The sequence below is a fragment of the Streptomyces sp. NPDC051976 genome (genome assembly GCF_040680795.1).
In the GTDB taxonomy this organism is placed as follows: Bacteria; Actinomycetota; Actinomycetes; order Streptomycetales; family Streptomycetaceae; genus Actinacidiphila.
Genome location: NZ_JBFAXL010000004.1, coordinates 320490 through 337055 on the forward strand (window position 1 = coordinate 320490; position 16566 = coordinate 337055).

At 71.3% G+C, this 16566-nt stretch carries 14 protein-coding genes; 5 read left to right on the forward strand and 9 right to left on the reverse strand.

Features of this window, described 5'->3' with window-relative positions; all coding sequences use genetic code 11:
- Window positions 1-4 precede the first annotated feature (4 nt).
- The 4 genes from AB0M29_RS07230 to AB0M29_RS07245 all read right to left on the reverse strand — a co-directional run bounded on the left by AB0M29_RS07230 (window position 5) and on the right by AB0M29_RS07245 (window position 3443).
- Window positions 5-943, reverse strand: coding sequence for an ABC transporter permease (locus AB0M29_RS07230; RefSeq protein WP_365380134.1), 939 nt, complete (start codon window positions 941-943; stop codon window positions 5-7).
- On the reverse strand, window positions 940-2361 hold the full coding sequence (locus AB0M29_RS07235; protein ID WP_365380137.1) for an ABC transporter substrate-binding protein: 1422 nt from the start codon (window positions 2359-2361) through the stop codon (window positions 940-942). The genes AB0M29_RS07230 and AB0M29_RS07235 overlap by 4 nt, the downstream gene beginning before the upstream one ends.
- A gap of 14 nt (window positions 2362-2375) precedes the next feature.
- Complete coding sequence (locus AB0M29_RS07240) at window positions 2376-2603, reverse strand: ferredoxin family protein (protein WP_365380139.1); 228 nt, start codon at window positions 2601-2603, stop codon at window positions 2376-2378.
- Window positions 2604-2669: 66 nt separating this feature from the next.
- Window positions 2670-3443, reverse strand: a complete 774-nt coding sequence (locus AB0M29_RS07245) for a GntR family transcriptional regulator (protein WP_365380142.1) — start codon at window positions 3441-3443, stop codon at window positions 2670-2672.
- A gap of 272 nt (window positions 3444-3715) precedes the next feature.
- On the opposite strand from AB0M29_RS07245, the gene AB0M29_RS07250 reads away from it, so the two are divergent.
- Window positions 3716-4978 carry an MBL fold metallo-hydrolase gene (locus tag AB0M29_RS07250; RefSeq protein ID WP_365380145.1) on the forward strand — a complete coding sequence of 421 codons (1263 nt, stop codon included), beginning with the start codon at window positions 3716-3718 and terminating at the stop codon, window positions 4976-4978.
- A gap of 21 nt (window positions 4979-4999) precedes the next feature.
- Here AB0M29_RS07250 and AB0M29_RS07255 read toward each other — a convergent pair whose 3' ends face one another.
- The 3 genes from AB0M29_RS07255 to AB0M29_RS07265 all read right to left on the reverse strand — a co-directional run bounded on the left by AB0M29_RS07255 (window position 5000) and on the right by AB0M29_RS07265 (window position 8870).
- On the reverse strand, window positions 5000-6778 hold the full coding sequence (locus tag AB0M29_RS07255) for a sodium:proton antiporter (RefSeq protein WP_365380147.1): 1779 nt from the start codon (window positions 6776-6778) through the stop codon (window positions 5000-5002).
- 42 nt (window positions 6779-6820) lie between these two features.
- The gene (locus AB0M29_RS07260) at window positions 6821-7741 is read right to left on the reverse strand and encodes an aldose 1-epimerase family protein (protein WP_365380149.1); all 921 of its coding nucleotides are present in this window, start codon (window positions 7739-7741) and stop codon (window positions 6821-6823) included.
- 175 nt (window positions 7742-7916) lie between these two features.
- Window positions 7917-8870, reverse strand: coding sequence for a DUF389 domain-containing protein (locus AB0M29_RS07265; protein WP_365380152.1), 954 nt, complete (start codon window positions 8868-8870; stop codon window positions 7917-7919).
- A gap of 185 nt (window positions 8871-9055) precedes the next feature.
- On the opposite strand from AB0M29_RS07265, the gene AB0M29_RS07270 reads away from it, so the two are divergent.
- The 4 genes from AB0M29_RS07270 (at window position 9056) to AB0M29_RS07285 (ending at window position 14016) form a co-directional block, all read left to right on the forward strand.
- Window positions 9056-10876, forward strand: coding sequence for a glycoside hydrolase family 15 protein (locus AB0M29_RS07270; RefSeq protein ID WP_365380155.1), 1821 nt, complete (start codon window positions 9056-9058; stop codon window positions 10874-10876).
- A 3-nt stretch (window positions 10877-10879) separates the two neighbouring features.
- On the forward strand, window positions 10880-11821 hold the full coding sequence (locus AB0M29_RS07275; protein WP_365380158.1) for a cyclase family protein: 942 nt from the start codon (window positions 10880-10882) through the stop codon (window positions 11819-11821).
- Window positions 11818-12333: a gluconokinase gene (locus tag AB0M29_RS07280; protein WP_365380161.1), complete on the forward strand. Its 516-nt coding sequence runs from the start codon at window positions 11818-11820 to the stop codon at window positions 12331-12333. Before AB0M29_RS07275 ends, AB0M29_RS07280 begins: the two co-directional genes overlap by 4 nt.
- 102 nt (window positions 12334-12435) lie before the next feature.
- Complete coding sequence (locus tag AB0M29_RS07285; RefSeq protein WP_365380164.1) at window positions 12436-14016, forward strand: GMC family oxidoreductase; 1581 nt, start codon at window positions 12436-12438, stop codon at window positions 14014-14016.
- 13 nt (window positions 14017-14029) lie between these two features.
- On the opposite strand, the gene AB0M29_RS07290 is transcribed toward AB0M29_RS07285, so the two are convergent.
- Both AB0M29_RS07290 and AB0M29_RS07295 read right to left on the reverse strand, forming a co-directional pair.
- Window positions 14030-15070, reverse strand: coding sequence for a cytochrome d ubiquinol oxidase subunit II (locus tag AB0M29_RS07290; RefSeq protein ID WP_365380166.1), 1041 nt, complete (start codon window positions 15068-15070; stop codon window positions 14030-14032).
- The gene (locus AB0M29_RS07295) at window positions 15070-16554 is read right to left on the reverse strand and encodes a cytochrome ubiquinol oxidase subunit I (protein ID WP_365380169.1); all 1485 of its coding nucleotides are present in this window, start codon (window positions 16552-16554) and stop codon (window positions 15070-15072) included. Before AB0M29_RS07295 ends, AB0M29_RS07290 begins: the two co-directional genes overlap by 1 nt.
- Between the last annotated feature and the right edge of the window lie 12 nt (window positions 16555-16566).

Sequence of the window (16566 nt, forward strand, 5' to 3'; positions counted from 1 at the left end):
GGATTCACCTGCCCTGGGATGCGGATACGGACGCGGATGTGGATGTGGATGCGGACGCGGGTACGGGAGCGGACGGCGGCGCGGGCGCGGGTACCGGCGTGGCCGGGGACGCCTTGCCCGTACGGCGGCGGCCCGCGGCCCTCCCGCGCCGCTCCGGCCGCGCGGCGGCGTCGGTGCGCGGCAGCCAGCGGGTCGCCCGGCGCCCGGCGAACTCCACGGCGGAGGAGGTGAGATGGCCGAGCAGCCCGATGGTGACCATCCCGACGAGCACGCCCGGGTAGTCCACCACCGTGTAGTCCTGCCAGGTGCGGTAGCCCACCCCGTACTCACCGGAGATCATCTCCGCGGAGATCACACAGATCCAGGCCACCCCGATGCCGACCGACAGACCGCTGAAGATCCCGGGCAGCGCGCCCGGCAGCACCACCTGCAGCAGCACCCGCCACCGGCCGCCGCCCATGGTCAGCACCGCCTCCTCCCAGACCGGGGTCAGCGCGCGCACCGCGTGCCGGGTGCTGACCAGGACGGGGAAGAACGCCGCCGAGAAGGTGATGAAGACGATGCCCTGCTCGTTGCTGGGGAACAGCAGGATCGCCACCGGGACCAGCGCGATCGCCGGGATCGGCCGCAGGATCTCCACCACCGGGCCCAACAGGTCCTGGACCAGCGGGGACCGGCCGATCGCGACTCCGGCGGCGACCCCGAGGACGGCCGCCAGCCCGAACCCGGTGAGGATCCGGCCCAGGCTGTCGCCGAGGTCCTGCCAGTACGTGCCGCCGCGGACCCGGTGGCCGAACTCCTTCGCGACCTGCACGACCGTGGGCAACTCCTCGAAGTGCACCCACACATGGACCCGGAATGCGGTCAGCGCCTGCCACGCGGCGAGGAAGCCGAGCAGCGACAGCACGCGCAGCGCGTAGCGGTACCAGGGTTCGAGTCTCACGGCGCCTCGCTCAGGGCCTGCTGGAAGGTCACCAGGCGCGCGCCGGGGTGCTTGCCCAGCCAGGCGCGGGCGTTCTCCGCCGTCGTGAACGGCTGGAAGCGGGACTTGGCGTCGGCCGCCGGGTCCCGCGCCCACACCGCGCGGTCGGCGAACCAGCGGGTGCCGGTCAGGGCGTCCGGCGCGTACGCGGCGCGCACCGCGCCGCCGGGGTGCTGCCCGAGGTAGCGCAGCAGGCAGCTCGGGGTGGCGAAGGCGACCGTGGTCTGCTTCCCCGACGGCCATGCCTCGCTCGCCGTCGCCGGATCGCCCACGGTCCCGCCGCACACCGGGTCGGTGCCCGCCACCGGCGCCGGATTGGCCGTCGACGCCAACTGCTTGTCGTACGAGGCCCCTTGCGCGCGGCGCACGAAGGAGTCGTCGACGAAGGAGTCCACGTCGATCGAGTCGACCAGCTTCTCCGACGCCAGCACCGGCACGTCCTTCTTGAGCGCGGCCACGAGCCGCGGCTTGAGCGTCGGGTCGAAGGTGGCGATCCCGCCGGGCCCGTTGTAGAGGTAGACCACCTCGGGTGGCAGCCCGGTGGCCTGCGCGACCTTCTCGGCCGCCGCCAGCGGATGGGCGTGCAGATAGCCGGTCGCCTGGATCTGCGCGGCCAGGAAGGCGTCCACGACGGCCGACCGCTTGTCGGCGAAGGACTGCCGGACCGTGACGCCGTGGAAGGTCGGCAGGTCGAGCGCGGCGCCGTCGTAGAGCGGTTTCGCCTTGCCCTGCAAGACCAGCAGGCCCGGCCACGCCACGAACTGCGACAGCGCGTCCACACTGCCCGCCTGGAGCGCCGAAGCACCCACCGCGGGCTGCTGGTTGAGCTTGTGCAGATCCTTCTCGGCGTCCACACCCCGCAGTTGGAGCGCGCGGACCAGCGTGCCGTCCGCCGCCGAGCCGATGCTCGTGGACACCTTCCCGCCGCGCAGCCCGCCGAGGTCGGTGAGCGTCGAATCCGGCTTCGTCACCACCATGTTGAGGCCGCCGCGCAGGTTGTACCCGGTCACCGAGACCAGCTTGGTGGGGTGGCGCAACTGGACGCCGCGGGCGGCGTTGAGCAGCAGCGGGAAGTCGCCCATCGACCCGATGTCGATCTTCCCCGCCACCATCTGCGCGGTGATCGGCGCTCCGGTCGCGTAGTCCTGCCAGTCGACCTTGTACGTGATCCCGTCCCGGCGGCCCAGCGCGGCCAGTTGCCGCTCGAAGTACCCGAGCGAGCGCAGCAGGGTGCCCGCCGTCACCGTGTTGATCGTCTTCGACTGGTAGCCGACATGGACGGTGACGGTCCGGCCGCCGCCGTCACCCGAGCCGGAACCGCAGCCCGCCAGCGGCAGCAGCAGGGCGGCGGCACCGGCCGCCACGAGGAACTTGCGCATTGTCTCCGCACCTCTCAACGCAACAGGTAGGGCATGTTGACCGTGACCGCGCCGGTCGGGCAGCGGGCGGCGCAGGGGCCGCAGTACCAGCACTCGTCGACGTGCATGTACGCCTTGCCGCTGTCGGGGTTGATCGCCAGGGAGTCCAGCGGGCACATGTCGACGCACAGGGTGCAGCCGTCGATGCACAGGGACTCGTCGATGGTCACGGGCACGTCGGCGCGCTGGGGCACGACAGGCATGGCTGTCTCCGGTGAGGGTGGGGTGGTGGGTGCGGATCAGGCCGCGGCGGGGCGGGCCCGCGGGTGTCAGGACGTGGCGCGGTGCAGCAGGCCGCGCATGGTGATGCGGTCGCCGCGGAACCGTACGAACTCCAGGTCCACCGGGCGGCCGTCGGACAGATGGGTCAGCCGCTCCAGCATCAACAGGGCGGCGCCGCGCGGCGCTTCGAGCACGGCGGCGGAGTGCGGGTCGGCGCTGACCGCCTCCAGGGTGATCTCCGCGGTGCCCAGCGGCTGGCCGGACAGATCCTCCAGCAGCCGGAAGACGTCGGTGTTCTCCAGGTCCGCGCCGAGCAGCCCGATGCCGAGGTCCATCGGCACATAGGTCAGGTCCAGGGAGAGCGGTAGCCCGTCCAGCCTGCGCAGCCGCTCCACATAGAGCACGTCGGTGTGCTCGGGAACGTGCAGCCGGCTCGCCACCGTCGCCGGGGCGCGCACGGTGCTGAGCGCGCGCACCTCGTTGGTGACCCGGCCGTGCGGGTGCAGGGTCTCCGCGAGCCCCATCAGCCGGTCGAGGCCGTGCGGGTACTTCTCGCCCACCACGACCGTGCCGAGCCCCGGCACCCGCTCCACCAGGCCCTCGGCCCGCAGCAGGTCGAGCGCCTGCCGCACGGTGTTGCGCGACACCCCGTACTCCGCCCCCAGCGCGTCCTCGTGCGGGAGCACTCCGTCGGCGAAGGCGTGCCCGAGCACCTGCCTGCGCAGCAGGTCGGCCAGTTGCATGGCCCGGTCGGCCCGCAGCCTGCGGCGCCGCGCGGCGGCCACCGGTGCGGTGTGCTCGCGGGTGCGTTCGGCTGGCATCGGGCGCTCCGGTGTCGGTCGGTACGTACGAGGTACGCGGCCGTTCGGCGGGTACCTCGGCAGCGGTCTCCGGCTGCCGTGCACGGACACTACCGAGCGGGCGGCCGCAATGGTGTTGCCAGTGTGTTGCGCCATCTGACCCGCCTTCCGCACCTCTGTGACCTGCGGATACGTATCCCGGCAGGGAAGATCTGCCACTTGGTCCCGTGCGCGTCCCCGCATAATGGTTCTGGCGGGACCCCGCCGACCGACACCATCTGCCTGGAGGACCCGTGACCGGCGCCGGCCGACAGCCGTCCCGCCTCGTGAAGCTCCGCCCGGCGCCGTTCGGCGCGGACCCCACCGGCGCGCGGCTGGAACGCATCCAGAAGTCACCGAACTACGCGGACGGCGCCTTCATCAACCCGGTCGGCGCCAGAACCGTCCCCAACGGGGACCTGATCAAGTCCCTCCCGGCCAATCTGCGCAAGGAGGCCCGGCTGCCGCGCAAGCCGGTCGGCACCGTGCCCGTGCACCCGACCACGCTCGCGGACCTGGCCCGGCCGCCGGCCTCCGGGCTGCGGCTGACCTGGATGGGCCACTCGACGGTGCTCGCCGAGATCGGCGGGCGGCGGGTGCTGTTCGACCCGGTCTGGGGGGAGCGCTGCTCGCCGTTCGCCTTCGCGGGGCCGAAGCGGGTGCACCCCACGCCGGTCCCGCTGGAGTCGCTGACCGGGCTCGACGTGGTGGTGATCTCGCACGACCACTACGACCACCTGGACATGCCCTCGATCATGGCGCTGGTCCACAGCGACGTCGTCTTCGCCGTGCCGCTGGGCGTCGGCGCGCACCTGGAGTTCTGGGGTGTGGCCCCTGAGCGGCTGCGCGAGCTGGACTGGAACGAGTCGACCGAGGTCGCCGGGCTCACCCTGACCGCCACCCCGGCCCGCCACTTCTGCGGCCGCGGCCTGCGCGGCCGCCAGCAGACCCTCTGGGCGTCCTGGGCGGTCACCGACGGCACCCACCGGATCTTCCACAGCGGCGACACCGGCTACTTCCCCGGCTTCGCCGACATCGGCGCCGAGCACGGCCCCTTCGACGCCACGATGATCCAGATCGGCGCCTACAGCGAGTTCTGGCCCGACATCCACATGACGCCGGCCGAGGGCATGCAGGCGCATGTCGACCTGTCCGGCGGGCAGCCGCGGGGCACGATGATGCCGATCCACTGGGGCACCTTCAACCTGGCCCAGCACGCCTGGGCCGACCCCGCCGAGGGCACCGTCGCCGCCGCCCGCGAGACCGGCTCCAAAATCGCCACCCCCCGCCCCGGCGCCCCCTTCGAACCCGTGGACGAGCAGCCGGACGACTGGTGGTGGCGGCCGATCGCGGTCACGCCCCCGGGTGGCTGGACCGCGCACCCGGCGGCCTCGGCGGCCGACACCGCGGCGGCCGCCGGCACCGCCGCGGACCCGCTGGTGGACGGGTCCGGGCCGGGCACGGGCTCCGAAGGGGACATCGACAGCGGCGACTACGAGGTGGCGCGCCCCACGTAGGTCGGTTCGCCCGCGTCCGGGCTATCCGGGCGCAGTCGCGGCGCCGCGACCGCCCGGGGCCAGCAGGACGAGTGTGTCCCCTGGCTCGGGCAGTGGTTCGCTGCCTTCCGTGACCGGGACGAGGCGGCCGTCCCGCCGTACGCGGAACAGAAGGTCGTGGCCGGGCGGCGGGACGTCACCGGCGGGCCGGGCGAGGACGGTGTCCCCGTCCTCGTATCTGCTGGTGAACGCGGGCCCGTTCAGTTCCGGGCCGAACAGGACCTCGCCGCCGATGAACGGTGCCACGACCCCGCGGCTGTCGGGCGGGGCGGCGATGCGGTGGACCGCCTCCTCCAGGGTGCCCTGCAGAATCGCGGTCGCCAGCGCGTTGAAGTCGTCCTCGGCGGTGAGGAGGAACACCGCCGTGATGCCTTCCAGTTCGGCGTGCTTTCCGGTGGCGGCGGCCAGCAGCTCGCCGGGCGCGATCGCGATTCCGGCCTGCTCGATGCGTTCGCGCTGCTGCTCCTGCCCTGCCCACATCAGCACTTCCAGCCCCGCCGACTGCAGCGCGAGTCCCAGGTCGACCACCCAGGGGTCTCCGCCCACCAGGAGCGGCCGCGAGCGGGACGGGCGTACGACGCGCAGGCGCCGGGCGATGGGTGAGGCGGTCAGGCCGTAGAGCGTCACGGTCGCGACGATGACCAGGAACGTGGCGGGGAGGATCTTCGACGCGCCGCCGATGCCCTTTGCCACCAGGGTGGACGAGAACGTCGACGCGGTGGCCGCCGCGACGATGCCACGAGGCGCCATCCAGCCGATGAAGCCCCGCTCGCCGCGTCCCAGGTCGGTGCCCAGGGTGGACACGGCCGCGACCAGCGGCCTGACGACCAGTACCAGAAAGGCGGCGAGGCCGAGCGCGGGCAGCACGACGTGGCGCAGGGACATGGGGGTGACGGTGGCCGAGATCGAGATGAAGAGCAGGCCCAGGACCAGGCTGACCAGGGTCTCGAAGAACGGCCTGCGCGCCGGAGTGTCGATGCCGGGGAGGTTGGCGATGGCCAGGCCCATCACCACGGCGGCGATGAGCCCCGTGTCGTCGCGCAGGACATCGCAGAACGCCGCCACGCCGATCACGGCGGCGAGCTGCGCCGTGGTGCCGAGGATCTCGCCGAGCCGCAGCCACCGGAACAGCGTCCACAGCACGGCCGCCCCGATCACGCCCCCGGCCAGTCCGGTGCCCATGCTGGCCAGAAAGCCCAGCACCGAGCTGACACGATGGTGCTTCGTGCTCTCGCTGACCGCGTGGAAGACGAGTGCCCCCAGAATGCCCCCGACCGGGTCGATGAGGGAGCCTTCCCAGACCAGGATGTGCTGGAGCCGGTCCTTCGGTCGCACGAAACTGAGCAGCGGTCCGACGACCGTCGGCCCCGAGACCACGAGGATCGCGCCGATCATGACGGCCGCCCGATGGGACATGCCCAGGAGCGGCGCGGCGAGAAGCGTGCCGAGGATCCAGGTAATGGGGACGCCGATCCAGATCAGCCTGAGCACGACACGGCGGGTGTGTCCTTTCAGCCTCGCCAGTTCGAGCCCGAGGCCGGCGTCGTAGAGGATCACGGCGACGGCCAGGGACACCAGCGGTGAGAACGCCGGGCCCAGCAGCCGCTGCGGGTCGACGTCGTCGATGAGCGCCCCCGCGGCGAAGCCGACCGGGAGCAGGACGATGAGGGCGGGGATCCGCAGGCGGCCGGCCAGGATCTGCGATCCGACGGCGAGCACCATGATCAGGCCCACGCCGATCAGCACCTGGTTCGTCGTCATCTCAGTCCGACGAGGGTCGCGCTGCTCGGGTTCGCGGTGTGCTCACTGTTCCCACGGCCTGATCCCCCAGCGGGTCGTGTGCCGCTCGCCGGCGCCGAGGCTGACGACCGCCGTGCCGCTGTGGAAGGCGTCCGGCGGGCATGTCATCGGCTCGATGGCGATCGCGCGGCGGCGCTGTCCCTCGGGCAGGGTGTCGCCGGTGTAGAGCTGCACGTAGTCGGCTCCTTCACCGGCCCACACGTCCGTGCCGAACGCACCCGACGGGTGGGCCAGCCGTACGACGGCCCGCCCGTCCGCGTCCCGGTCGAGGTCGCCGAAAGGGGTGTCCAGCCTCCGCGCCCCGACAGCCTGCGGGGTGCGGAAGTCGTACGCCGTCCCGGCGACCGGCTCGACGGCCACGGGCAGACCGCGTTCATCGGTGCGCAGCCAGGTCCGTGCGGGGACCGTCAGCACCGCTTCGTCGACGACCGGGGTGCCCGCCATGACGTAGGGATGCTGGCCGAAGCCGTAGGGTGCGGCGCTCGCGCCGAGGTTGCGGGCGGTGACGGCGGTCTCGAGCCCGCCCTCGCCCAGGGTGTATGCGGCGCGGACGTGGAGGTGGAAGGGGTAGCCCGGCTGCGGCCACAGCGTCACGTCCAGGACGGCCCGGCTGTCGCTCGCCTCCACGACCTGCCACGAGGTCCACCGGAGCAGCCCGTGGATGGCGTTTCCGCCGGTCGGCTCGGTGAGTGGCAGCTGCAGGTCCTGCCCGTCCCAGCGGTACCTGCCGTCCCGGATCCGGTTGGGCCACGGCACGAGGATCTGGCCGCGCCCGCCGGTGATCCGGTCCTGCGGGGCGAAGCCGTCGAGTACGGCACGATCCCCGACCGTGTACGACCGGAGCGCCGCCCCCAACTCGACGACAACGGCGGTGTGCGCGCCGTGGCGTAGGGTCAGCTGCCGTCCGGTGCGGCTGTCCTGCATGCGTGGCCTCCTCGCCCGCCCGGCAGCGGTCCTCAGACGTGGGCGCGTCGGTGGCCTGCGGCGTCGGCCCCTCGTCCGGAGCGTGCGGCCCGGCAGCGGCCCGGTCAAGCGCGACACGTTCCCGTGGGCGCATCGGCCTGGCGTTTTCGCCCGTAGGAGCCAGGGGACAACGGCGTCAGGCGCTGTCCGGGCGTGCGCGGCGCCGGCTGATGCGCTGCCAGACGGCCCGTTGGAATCTGAGCATCAGCACGCCCACCACGATCAGCAGCACGATGTTGAGCAGGAGCTGGATCAGGGATCCGCGTGCCTCGCTCCAACTGGAGAACGCGCAGGAGACACCGATGTCGGCGGCGGCCGGGATGGTGGTGACGGAGATGAAGACGCCGAGCAGTGCGCTCGTCCTGGCCTGGGTCAGCGACACGATCCCCACGATGCCGGCCAGGACCGCGACGACGACGGAGAAGAAGTCGGGGGCGTCGATCAGTGTGGAGACAGGTCTGATGCCCAGCTCGAACGCCTTGGGCTGGAGGTCGAGGCCCCGGATGGCCCACGAGAACAGCAATGTCGCCAGGACGGCCAGCGAGAATCCGGCCGTCAGGGCGAACAGGCCCTGCCGGATCCTGGTGCCGTTGCCGCGGTCGATGCCCAGCGCGACGCTGGTGATGGCGCCGTACTCCGGTCCGACGACCATCGCCGCGACGATCAGGATCTGGGAGTTGGTGAGGATGCCCACCGCCCCGATGAGCCCGGCGATGACCAGGTAGACGTAGAAGCTCGGCAGGTAGGTGCCCTCGGCGCGGATGCGCGCCTCCACCTCCTCCCAGACCGGCGCGTGGGCGAGCGACCCGAGCTGCTGCCGCTCCGCCGTCGCCGCGGCGCCGGAGAAGGCCATCTCGACCGGCTCGATGACGATGGACCCGCGACGGTCGACTTCCAGCTCGCGCAGACCGCCCAGCACGGTGTTGGCCGCGCCGGCCAGGATGTCGCACTCGATCGCGTCACCGTCGGGGTTGCGCGCCCTTCCGGGAAGGACGACCAGATTGAAGACATAGCGGTCGTCGGTCAGCAGCCCGACCGCCCGGGAGGTGAGATCGGCGGGGCTCACCAGCCGGACGTGGATCATCTCCATGCGCAACCTCCCGTGTCCGGCCGACTCCAGCCAGTAATGCCCGAAGGGAGGGGTTCGGCAAGGCGGGTGCGGTGCGGGCGGCGGCACCGGCGGGAGAGCGGCCGTCGACAGCACCGGCATGGCGAGGGCCATTCGAGTGGCGGATAGTGGAAGAAAGGGATCATTTCCGATATTTCGGAGCAGTCATGGACCGTTACCCTCCTATCGCCGAACACGGCCTGGTGGGCGATCTGCAGACCGCCGCGCTCGTCTCCTCGCAGGGGGTCGTGGACTGGTTCGCCGCTCCCCGGTTCGACTCGCCCAGCATCTTCGCCGCCCTGCTCGACCACGACGGCGGCGGGTTCTTCCGGCTGGCCCCCGAGCACCCGGACCAGACCTGCAAGCAGCTCTACTACCCCGACACGGCCATTCTGGTGACCCGGTTCATGTCACCGGACGGGGTGGGCGAGGTGGTCGACTTCATGCCCCCGGACCGGACCCGCACCGCCACCGACCGGCACACCCTCATACGTGTCGTGCGTGCCGTGCGGGGGACCGTCGACTTCACGCTCGAGTGCCGGCCGCGCTTCGACTACGGCCGATCCGAGCACCAGCTGGAACTTGACGGGCACTCCGGCCTGTTCCGGTCCCCGGGGACGGACGCGCACCTGCAGAGCTCGTTCCCGCTGGAGCGGGACGGACAGGACGTGCGCGGCAGGGTGACGCTGAACGCCGGCGAGGCGGGCGGCGCCGTGTTCACCGTCTGTGCCCCCGGCGGCAAGGCGCCGCGGTTCCCCACGGTCGAGGGGCTCACCGCGCAGGTCGAGGACACCGGCCAGTTCTGGCAGGACTGGCTGAGCCAGTCCCGCTACCGGGGCCGCTGGCCGGAACTGGTGCACCGTTCGGTCATCACCCTCAAGCTGCTCACCTACGCGCCCACCGGCGCCCTCGTCGCGGCGGCCACCATGGGCCTGCCCGAGCAGGTCGGCGGAGAGCGCAACTGGGACTACCGGTTCACCTGGGTACGGGACGGCTCGCTGTCCGTGCGGGCCATGCTCGACCTCGGCTTCGCCGACGAGGCCACCGCGTTCGTGCACTGGCTGGTGGAGCGGCTGCGCGAGCGCGAGGGCAAGGGGGGCGAACCGCTGCAGACGATGTACCGGATCGACGGCAGCCCCGACCTGCCGGAGGAGACGCTCGACCACTTCGAGGGCTACCGCGGTTCCGCGCCCGTGCGGATCGGGAACGGTGCCGCCGACCAGCTCCAGCTGGACATCTACGGGGAAGCGATCTACGCGGTCGCCCAGGGCCGTGAGATCGGGCAGCAGGGCACCTACGAGGGATGGAAGACGCTGGCCCGGACGCTGGACTGGCTGGCCGACGCATGGGACCGGCCGGACGAGGGCATCTGGGAGACCCGCGGCGGCCGCCAGGACTTCACCTACAGCCGGGCGATGTGCTGGGCCGCCTTCGACCACGGGCTGAGCCTGGCCGACCAGTTCCGCATGCCCGCCGACATCGACAAGTGGCGTGCGGCCAGGGACGCCGTCTACGAGCAGATCATGGACAAGGGATGGAGCCAGAAGGAGAACGCCTTCGTCCAGCACTACGACGGCGACGTGCTGGACGCCTCGCTCCTGCTGATGCCGCGGGTCGGCTTCCTCGCCCCGAGGGACCCGGTCTGGCTGTCCACCCTGGACGCGATGGACCGCAAGCTCGTCTCCGACAGCCTCGTCTACCGCTACGACCCGGCCGCCTCACCGGACGGGCTGCGCGGCTCGGAGGGCACCTTCAGCCTGTGCACGTTCCTCTACGTCGACGCGCTGGCCCGGGCGGGACGGCTGCAGCAGGCCCGGTACACGTTCGAGAAGATGCAGACCTACGCCAACCACGTCGGGTTGTTCGCGGAGGAGGTCGGCCCGACCGGGGAGCAACTGGGGAACTTCCCACAGGCGTTCACCCATCTGTCACTCATCATGGCCGCCACCACCCTGGACGAGGCGCTCGACGCGAAGCAAGGGCGCTGACCCATGGTCACACCTGACCGCCGGGTGGGAGCACCGCGGCTGACCTCGACCGAGTTCGGGACACTGTACGAGCGCCTTCGCGCGCGCAGCGCCTGGGCCGCCGGTGAACGGGGCGCGCTCGAAGCGCTCACTCCCGCCCGGGTGGTGGCCGCCGCCCGGGAAGTGCGGATCGGCCGGACGATCACGCTCGCGGCGCCGGTGGAGTCGACGCCGGGGCCGGACAACCCCGAGCCCGCACGGCACAGGATGCGCGGGGTCCCCGATCCCGCCGCGAGCGGCCTCGACTTCGCGAGGGACAGCTTCGCGATGAACGTGCACGGCGACGCCGACAGCCACATCGACGCGCTGTGCCACGTGATCTACGACGGCACACTGCACGGTGGCGTGTCCGCGGGCAGCGTCACGGCGGACGGGGCCAGGGCGCTCTCCATCGAGGCCGCGCACGACGGGATCGTCGGACGCGGCGTGCTGCTGGACATCCCGCGGCTGCGCGGCGTGCCGTGGCTCGAGCCGGGCGACCACGTCACGGCTGAGGACCTCGCCGCGGCCGAGACGGCGCAGCGGGTCGAAGTGACCGAGGGGGACCTGCTGTTCGTCCGGGTCGGCCACCGAAGACGCCGCGGCGAACTGGGTCCCTGGCACGCGGCCGAGGCGCGCGCCGGGCTCCATCCCTCCGCCATGGAGTTCCTGGCGGACCGCCGGGTCGCCGTCCTCGGTGGCGACGGGAACAACGACACCGCCCCGAGCTCCACCGACGGCGTCGACTTCCCCGTGCACGTGCTCGCGATCCACGCCATGGGCCTTCACCTGCTGGACTACCTGCAGTTCGAGGACCTGGCACCGGTCTGCGAGGCGGAGGAACGGTGGTCGTTCCTCTGCGTGATCTCCCCGCTGAGGCTGCCGGACGCCACCGGCTCGCCGGTCAACCCGACAGCAGTCCTGTGACCGAGGTGCCCACGGTCGTGGTGGTCATGGGTGTCTCGGGGTGCGGCAAGTCCACCGTGGGACGTCTGCTCGCGCAGCGCCTCGGAGTGCCCTTCCTGGAGGCCGACGACGTCCACCCGGCCTCGAACCGCGCCAAGATGGCCGCGGGCCATCCGCTCGACGACGAGGACCGCAGGCCGTGGTTGCTGTCCATCGCCGCATGGATCCACGAGGCGACCGACGCCGGCCAGGGCGGGGTGGTGGCGTGCTCGGCCCTCAAGTACGCGTACCGGGAGGTCTTCCGCGGGGCGGGTGCGGGCGTGTGGATCCTGTACCTGGAGCTCGACCGAACGTCGGCCGACCGGCGGGTCGCCGAGCGCGTGGGCCATTTCATGCCCGCCGGGCTGGTGGACTCCCAATACGCCGCCCTCGAACCGCTGCGGCCGGACGAGCCCGGCCTGACCGTCGCCGCGGTGGCCGACCCGCGGATCATCGTCGACCAGGCGGAGCGCGCCCTCAGGGCGGCGAGGTGAGGGAACGCGGGTTCGACTCCCCGAGTCGCCGCTCCGCGGCCCACCCGATAGCGTGGAATTCAGTGCGGAATGTTCCGATTTCCTTCAGAACAGGACCCTCTCATGGCTGACGACCAGCACTACGACGTCATCATCATCGGCACCGGAGCGGGGGGCGGCACGCTCGCCCACCGGCTGGCTCCCACCGGCAAGCGGGTCCTGATCCTGGAACGCGGCGACTACCTGCCCCGGGAGCGGGACAACTGGGACTCCACCGCGGTCTTCGTCCAGGGCAAGTACCGTGCCCCGGAGTTCTGGTACGACAAGCACGGCAACCAGTTCCCCCCGGAGGTCAACTACTACGTCGGGGGCAACACGAAGTTCTACGGCGCCGCGCTCTTCCGGCTCCGGCCCGAGGACTTCGGCGAGCTGCGGCACCACGACGGGATCTCACCGGCCTGGCCGCTCTCCTACGAGGACATGGAGCCGTACTACACCCAGGCCGAGCACCTCTACCTGGTGCACGGACGGCACGGCGAGGACCCCACCGGAGGGCCGACCAGCGCGCAGTACGCCTACCCGCCGGTCGAGCACGAGGCGCGCATCCAGCAGCTCAGTGACGATCTGGGCAAGGCCGGCCTGCACCCGTTCCACCTGCCCATCGGCGTGAACCTCACCCAGGACGACAACGGCCGGGCCACCCATGACAGCGTCTGCATCCGCTGCGACCGGGTCGACGGCTTCCCCTGCCTGGTGGGCGCCAAGTCCGACGCGCAGGTGATCTGTGTCGACCCGGCGCTGAAGCACGACAACGTCACGATGGTGACCAACGCCGACGTGCGCCGCCTGGAGACCGACCCGACCGGACACACCGTCACCACAGTCGTCGCCGAGCTCAAGAACGGAAAGTCGGCGGAGTTCAGCGCCGACATCGTGGTGGTCGCGGCCGGCGCGGTCAACTCCGCCGTCCTGCTGCTGCGTTCGGCCAACGACAAGCACCCCGGCGGCCTGGCCAACAGCTCGGACGTCGTGGGACGCCACTACATGCGCCACAACAACCTCGCGCTGATGGCGGTGTCGAAGGAACCGAACCCCACCAAGTTCCAGAAGACCCTGGCGATGAACGACTGGTACCTGGGCGCGGACGACTGGGACTTCCCGCTCGGCGGCATCCAGATGCTGGGCAAGTCCGACGCCGACCAGATCCACGGAGAGGCGCCGCGCTGGGCCGGCAAGGTCTCCCCGGACATGCCGTTCGAGGTGCTGGCGCACCACGCCGTGGACTTCTGGCTGTGCGGAGAGGACCTGCCGCTGCCCGGGAGCCGGGTCACCCTCGACAAGGACGACGCCATCCACCTGGCCATCGACGAGAAGAACAACGTCGCCGGGTTGAAGCGCCTCCAGCACAAGCTGCAGGGAATGCTCGGACACCTGGGCATGCACGAGCACCACCTGCTGGACCACAGCATCTACCTGCACAAGGGCATGCCGATCGGCGCCACCGCGCACCAGGCCGGAACCGTGCGGTTCGGCGCGGACCCGGCCAGTTCGGCCCTGGACGTCAACTGCAAGGCCCACGACCTCGACAACCTCTACGTCGTGGACACGTCCTTCTTCCCCAGCATCGGCGCGGTGAACCCGTCCCTGACGGCCATCGCCAACGCCCTGCGGGTCGCGGACCACATCGCCGACCGGCTGCGCTGACGCGGGCGCGCCGCTACAGGTGGTCCCCCGGTGCTCCGGCGGCCCGGGTGTCGGCGTCGGTGAGCTCCTCCAGCTCACCCATGGTGTCGAGCCGGTAGAGCAGCACCAGCCCCGGGCCGACCAGCACGATCGCGATGCCCGTGACGATCACCAGCCAGCGCAGCGTGTGAGCGGCGCCGGCCGCCTGAGCCACCGTCAGCGACGTGGGCAGCAGATAGGGCCGCTGCGCGCAGCCCCACGCGCCGACGACCAGGGCGACGCTTGCCACCGAGGTGTAGCGGGACCAGCCGTGGGACCGGCGCAGCACGAGCAGCACCGTGGCCAGACCGCAGACCGCGGCCACAATGATCAGCGCCAGCCCCCAGCCCCCGGTGAGGCCGTCCCAGACGTAGCGGGCGTCGTGGTGGGTGACGGGCAGGGCGATGAGCGCGAGGACCACGACGGCGCCGAAGGCGATCAGTGCGCGCAGGCGGAAGTACTCGACGAGATCGGGTGCGCCGAACCGGAGGGCGTCGGAGCAGAGGAACACCGCCCCGAGGAACGCGGTGGCCGCGATGGCCAGCAGACCGGTGAGCACGGAGGTGCCATTCGCCCAGGCGTCCGAGGAGGCGGTCGTGCCGACCTTGACCCGGCCGGAGGCGATGCCGCCGAGCACCGCCCCGAGGAAGAACGGCGTGACCAGTGACGAGACCGCGAACATCGCGCCGTAGATCCGTCGTTGGGCCAGGCGGTGGGCCGGCTTGCGCAGGGCGAACCCGGCGCCGCGGAGCACCAGGCCGACGGCGGCGAGGGCGAGCGGCAGCCACATCGCGGAGAACACGGCCTGGAACATCGTCGGGAAGCCGGTCCACATGATGACCAGGACGAAGATCAACCAGACGTTGTTGGCCTCCCAGACCGGTGCCATGGCCTCGTCGATGAGCCAGCGGGGCCGCTTCCCGCGCTCCGCGCCGCCGGCCAGCAGGTCCCAGAAGCCCGCGCCGTAGTCGGTGCCCCCGGCGCAGGCGTAGGCGGCGATCGCGGTCACCAGCACCCATGCGATGAACCCGGCCATTACGACGCACCGCCGGGGGTGTGGTCGGACCCGCCGCGCGCGGCCGCCGCGGCCATCGGCTCGGGCGCGCTTCTGGGCCCGTAGGGTGTGTCGGCCTCGGGATCCGTCGGGACGTGCACCCCGGCCGCGCCCTCGTCGGCGATGCGCCAGCGGGTGCGCATCTTCAGGACGACCGCGAGGAACGACCCGAAGACGGCCACGTACACGGCCATGACGATGCCGAGCATGGCCCAGATCCCGCTGGCTTGGGTGTGGGTGACGGCCTCCGACACCCGCATCTGGTTGAAGACGATCCAGGGCTGGCGGCCGACCTCCGTGGTGACCCAGCCGCATTCGACGGTGACCAGGCAGGCGGCTCCCGCGACCGCGGCGCAGCGGAAGAACCAACGGTTGTGCGGCAGGTCCCGGTGCCGCCACCAGATCCACGCGTACCACAGGGCCAGCAGGATCAGCACGCTGCCGATCGTGGCCATGATGTCGAAGGCGAAGTGGACGATGGTCGCCTCGGTGGGCGTGGGGCGGTCGGAGGCCGGCACCGACGTCAGCCCGGTCACCTGCGTACTGGGCTTGAATCCGGCGAGCATCGAGTCCAGTTGGGGGATCTTGATCCCGCCGGCGATCGTCCCGTTGCTGTTCAACCGTCCGAACACGTATTCCGGCACGTGCCTGTCGGTCTTCCAGACGATCTCCATGGCCGCGAACTTGATCGGCTGCTTGTGGAAGACCGCGCGAGCGGCGTTGTCCCCGAGGAAGAACTGGACGGGGGTGAGGATGGCGGCAACGGTGAACGGCACGGTGAAGCCGAGCTTGTGGTAGCGGTCATGGCGCCCCCGCAGCCAGCCGACCGCGTACACGCCCGCGACCACGTATCCGGCGGTCATGAACATCGCGACCACGAAGTGCCAGTACTCCGGGCCGAACATCGGTGTGAAGACCGCCTGCTGCACGGTGACGTGGGTCGGCTTGCCCTGGGCGTCGAGGGTGAAGCCCTGGGGGGTGTTCATCCAGGAGTTGGCGGCGATGATGCCGAACGCCCCCATCAGGGCGGTCAGCGGCAGCGGCACCGCCAGCCAGAAGTGGGTCCAGGGCTTGAGCCGGCGCCACCCGTACAGGTAGATCGCGATCAGCACGGCTTCCAGGAAGAACGCCCATGCCTCGACACCGAATCCGAGGCCGAACACGTCCCCCCAGCGGCCCATCATGCCCGGCCACAGCAGGCCGAACTCGAAGGACAGCACGGTGCCGGTGATGATGCCGATGGCGAACTGGACGGCCATGACCGCCGACCAGCGCCGGGCGAGCATGAGGGCGACGGCGTCACCTCGGCGCAGCGCCCGGTAGTGCATCAGCACGGTGATGAACGGAAGTGCCACGCCGAAGGGGACCAGAAGGATGTGCGAGGCCAGGGTGAAGGCCATCATCTCGCGGGCCGGCAGGAGCTGGGCCGGAGTGCTGTTCGCCAGAAAGGCAGCGGTGCTGAACATGTGCGCCTCGAT

What these genes read in the sequence shown, in the direction of transcription:
- AB0M29_RS07285 (WP_365380164.1), top strand. Translation starts at nt 12,436, where the DNA reads ATGGCTGACGACCAGCACTACGACGTCATCATCATCGGCACCGGAGCG.
- AB0M29_RS07265 (WP_365380152.1), bottom strand. Translation starts at nt 8,870, where the DNA reads ATGGAGATGATCCACGTCCGGCTGGTGAGCCCCGCCGATCTCACCTCC.
- AB0M29_RS07270 (WP_365380155.1), top strand. Translation starts at nt 9,056, where the DNA reads ATGGACCGTTACCCTCCTATCGCCGAACACGGCCTGGTGGGCGATCTG.
- AB0M29_RS07260 (WP_365380149.1), bottom strand. Translation starts at nt 7,741, where the DNA reads ATGCAGGACAGCCGCACCGGACGGCAGCTGACCCTACGCCACGGCGCG.
- AB0M29_RS07290 (WP_365380166.1), bottom strand. Translation starts at nt 15,070, where the DNA reads ATGGCCGGGTTCATCGCATGGGTGCTGGTGACCGCGATCGCCGCCTAC.
- AB0M29_RS07240 (WP_365380139.1), bottom strand. Translation starts at nt 2,603, where the DNA reads ATGCCTGTCGTGCCCCAGCGCGCCGACGTGCCCGTGACCATCGACGAG.
- AB0M29_RS07235 (WP_365380137.1), bottom strand. Translation starts at nt 2,361, where the DNA reads ATGCGCAAGTTCCTCGTGGCGGCCGGTGCCGCCGCCCTGCTGCTGCCG.
- AB0M29_RS07245 (WP_365380142.1), bottom strand. Translation starts at nt 3,443, where the DNA reads ATGCCAGCCGAACGCACCCGCGAGCACACCGCACCGGTGGCCGCCGCG.
- AB0M29_RS07295 (WP_365380169.1), bottom strand. Translation starts at nt 16,554, where the DNA reads ATGTTCAGCACCGCTGCCTTTCTGGCGAACAGCACTCCGGCCCAGCTC.
- AB0M29_RS07255 (WP_365380147.1), bottom strand. Translation starts at nt 6,778, where the DNA reads ATGACGACGAACCAGGTGCTGATCGGCGTGGGCCTGATCATGGTGCTC.
- AB0M29_RS07275 (WP_365380158.1), top strand. Translation starts at nt 10,880, where the DNA reads ATGGTCACACCTGACCGCCGGGTGGGAGCACCGCGGCTGACCTCGACC.